Origin of the sequence: Microcoleus sp. MOSTC5 (assembly GCF_036701825.1) — a bacterium.
Taxonomy (GTDB): domain Bacteria; phylum Cyanobacteriota; class Cyanobacteriia; order Cyanobacteriales; family Microcoleaceae; genus Microcoleus; species Microcoleus asticus.
In genome coordinates this window covers 1-3170 of sequence record NZ_JAUBRK010000146.1, presented here as the reverse complement: position 1 = coordinate 3170, position 3170 = coordinate 1, and the positions used below count along the sequence as shown (strand labels likewise).

2 protein-coding genes are annotated in these 3170 nt (G+C 45.3%); one reads left to right on the top strand and one right to left on the bottom strand.

The genetic code is table 11. From position 1 onward, the window contains the following. On the bottom strand, window positions 1-469 hold a 469-nt coding region (locus QUA54_RS33880), incomplete at its 3' end, for a hypothetical protein (protein WP_333419367.1). Window positions 470-1428: 959 nt separating this feature from the next. Between QUA54_RS33880 and QUA54_RS33875 the strand changes: the two genes are divergently transcribed. Continuing rightward, the coding region (locus QUA54_RS33875; RefSeq protein WP_333419365.1) for a site-specific integrase at window positions 1429-3170 on the top strand (1742 nt) is incomplete at its 3' end.

The following is a 3170-nucleotide window of genomic DNA, read 5'->3' as shown; positions in this document are numbered from 1 at the left end:
TCCCAACTTTGTCGGCTCGGATGAATACAAAAGCCCCCCGCTTGAATAGATCGCCGCTGGGCTTAACTCCGATGAGCGCTTTAACTTCGGCAGTTGATAGAATCCAACCCGAGGCGATCGCCTGTTCCAACGCAGAGTAATGTTGCAGAGGGTCGCGAGTTGCTGCAAAGTGTCGGGCGATCGCCTCGATGAGCTCAAGAAAGTTTTCTCTGTCTTGATTTATAGCTGTTGTGGTCGCAGGTGAGATCGCTTCTATTTTGAAAATTTCGGTGTGGCTGCTCTCAAAATCAGATAGGGTGCCGCCAGATTTTAGATGCTGATTTAACTTGTCCAGTTTGTCCAGTTGCTCACCGGAAATTTTGCCTCGGGCTACTGGTGAGATCGATAAAGCTTTTATGCGATCGTACACAGATTGCTTGCTGCTTAGGTTGTAGCGCTCTTGCAGGCTGGCGATCAGGTAAGTTTCCATATGTCCAGTCAATTGTCCAGTTGGTACTGGACAAATTATAACTCGGATTAGATCCAGTCGATCACTGGACAAGTGACTGGACTAAAAAAAACCTTTTTTATGGGGGGGTAGAAACGCCTTGCGAGACGTTTATAGATTAACAATTGAGTAACGCCTGTAACCGCTCAGCGTTCAATCCTTGCAAGCTTTCTAGTTTTTCAGCCATAACAGCCAGAAACTTCTCAAAATTTGGGCAATTTTGGCAAGAAGATAAGTCGTTGGGGACTAAAAAATTGGCACAGGTTGGGTAGGGGTTTGGTTCCGCTTGCATTCCTATTGACGACTTTCAGGCGCTCGCTCTCAAATCTCAAACCGACGGTCATCACCACTACCTCTTGTCAATTCCGATTCTTTAATGCTATCATTTTTTACAGCAGTCACGACTTTCAGGAATATAACACTTTAGTGGTTTCCAAAAAGTAAGCGCTGCTATCTGAAACCAGCACTCATACATCTCTCTAAAATTTTGCTAGTCATCTTGTTTTGCAGGGGCTTTTTTTCTTAACGCCTCACAACCAAGAAACGACTTTCCGATTAATGCTAATAAAACGACTTACTCAGGAGCCCTACCAAGGAGCTCCTTTTTTTTGGCTCGTTTCCAGAGCAGAGCGAAGTGAGAGCTGGTTGCAAAATCTAATAAGCAAGGAGACTTTGAAATAGGCAAAAAAGGTTACAAGAGTCAAAGCAAAAATTGAATAAAACACCCTTGGCCGGGACAGATTAATGTCCCGGCTTTTTTGTTTTTTTTGAGACGAGAACTAACAGAAACTCAAGTCTAAATAGCGTGATAAGTATTCTGACAGTTATTTATCACGCTTGAACTAAAGCTTGAGGCTGTGAAGGCTTACTAGCAAGAGTTACACCGCATTTATTTGCTTATATCTTAATAGATAAAAAGCAAATTGTGTGCCATTCAATTGATGTTAAAGTGTGATAAATACCCCCCAAAGGACTTAAAAATCGACAGACTCATCAATACCGTACCGCAAAGTTGGGCTGAGGCTTACCGCCTCTACGAGCAAGATTACAAGTCAAAAAATCTTGAGGCTAAAAATCATCAATTAACTCTCCTGCGAACGGCTTTATTCCGATATGTTTTACCTAAGTATGGCTTGCCTTTTCCGGAGGGCAAAAAGTTAACCTCTGTTGAGTCAAAAGCAGCTTGGAAATTGCTGGAAAAAATTCCTACCCATGAATTGAAGAATGCTCTGAGTTATCAAAAGGAGGTCTTTAGGATTCTGAAGTGTACGCTCTCTATCTGTAGAACTTATCGAATGCACTTGACAAAGTTTCTCTTCTGGAATCAGCAACAATCTTGGTGGAAGTGGGAAGTTCTTGCTACAAAAAAAGACAGAGAGAAACGCTGTCCGAAGATGTGGAATACAAGAAGCTTCAGTAAGGACAAACCTCGTGTGACCGAGCGCCCGATCACTCGGGGTTGCCCTAATTTTCAATACACCTTGAAACTTGCAGAGATTTTGCCTGATTTACAGCAAGAACTCGATCTGTTGTTGAAATTCCAAACTGCTGTGGTCGGGAATCGCCATCGCCAAGATCAAGCTCTGCGCCCTGTTAGTGGAATAGGTAACGTTCAAGCCGCGAAGAGGGTGTTAGGTTGGCTGCACCGTTATCAGGGCATCTCCCTTGAAGAGTTAAATCTCAAAAAACTGGTGGCTTACAGTGGATTAACTCCTGAAGGCAAGAAAGATGAAGCAGGGATAGATGCAGTGATAGAGTTAGTTGAGTCTCACTTAGAATGGTTGAGGGAATCCCGAGGCGCTTCTCCCAATACGGAGCTTAAAGCTGTGGAATGTCTGGTAGCTGTGGCGAAATTTCTTTATCATAAAGCATCGAAACAGCGCAGTCGCCACCTTGTTGGTGGCAGGCAGGTCGGGTACAAAGACATTCCCATTATTGAGGAATTGAGGCAGTTGGAACGCGATATTATGGTCAGGGTAAATCAAACCCCGCGCCGTTCCGATGAATCGAAAAAATGGCTCGATTGGCCAGTCTTCTTAGCCTGTGGAAGACGGCTGGTAGAGGAATGTGAGGAGCGGAATGCGTGTGGCAATAGTCGGCCGCTGAAGGCGATCGCCAAAAGTTACCAAATCGCTTTAATTTTTATGCTGTTCAGTGCCTTTCCAGACCGCAGCCGGACGCTGAGGGAGCTAGAGGTTGGCCGCACTCTATTCAACCGCGATGACAAGTGGTTTGTTGAGCACAGTGCTGCTGACTTCAAGACGGGTGATAGTTTTTGCAAGAATGGTCAAATGCGGGTAATAGAACTGCCAGAGAGCTTGTATCCCTTTTTGACGGAATGGCTGGAAAAATGGCGACCTATTTTCAATCCCAAGCATGGGTATTTTTTTACGAGAGTCAATGGTACTCCTCTGGACACTAGCGCTTTGAGTAGTTACTTCAGTAGGCGGAGCTATCGGCTGACAGGCCAACTGTTTACACCGCACATGGTGAGGGATTCAATTGTTACTCACCTTAAATTGTCGGGAGCGGAGGATACTGTGCTGGCGGCTTTGGCGGACTTGATGGCTCACTCTCAGAAGACTCAGGCTCAAATCTACGATCGCCGCACTCCTTCTCAGAAGGTGGCTCCGGCTTTGGAAGCGTTGCAGTCGCTCTCGGCCGGAATTCTGCCCGAACCAAT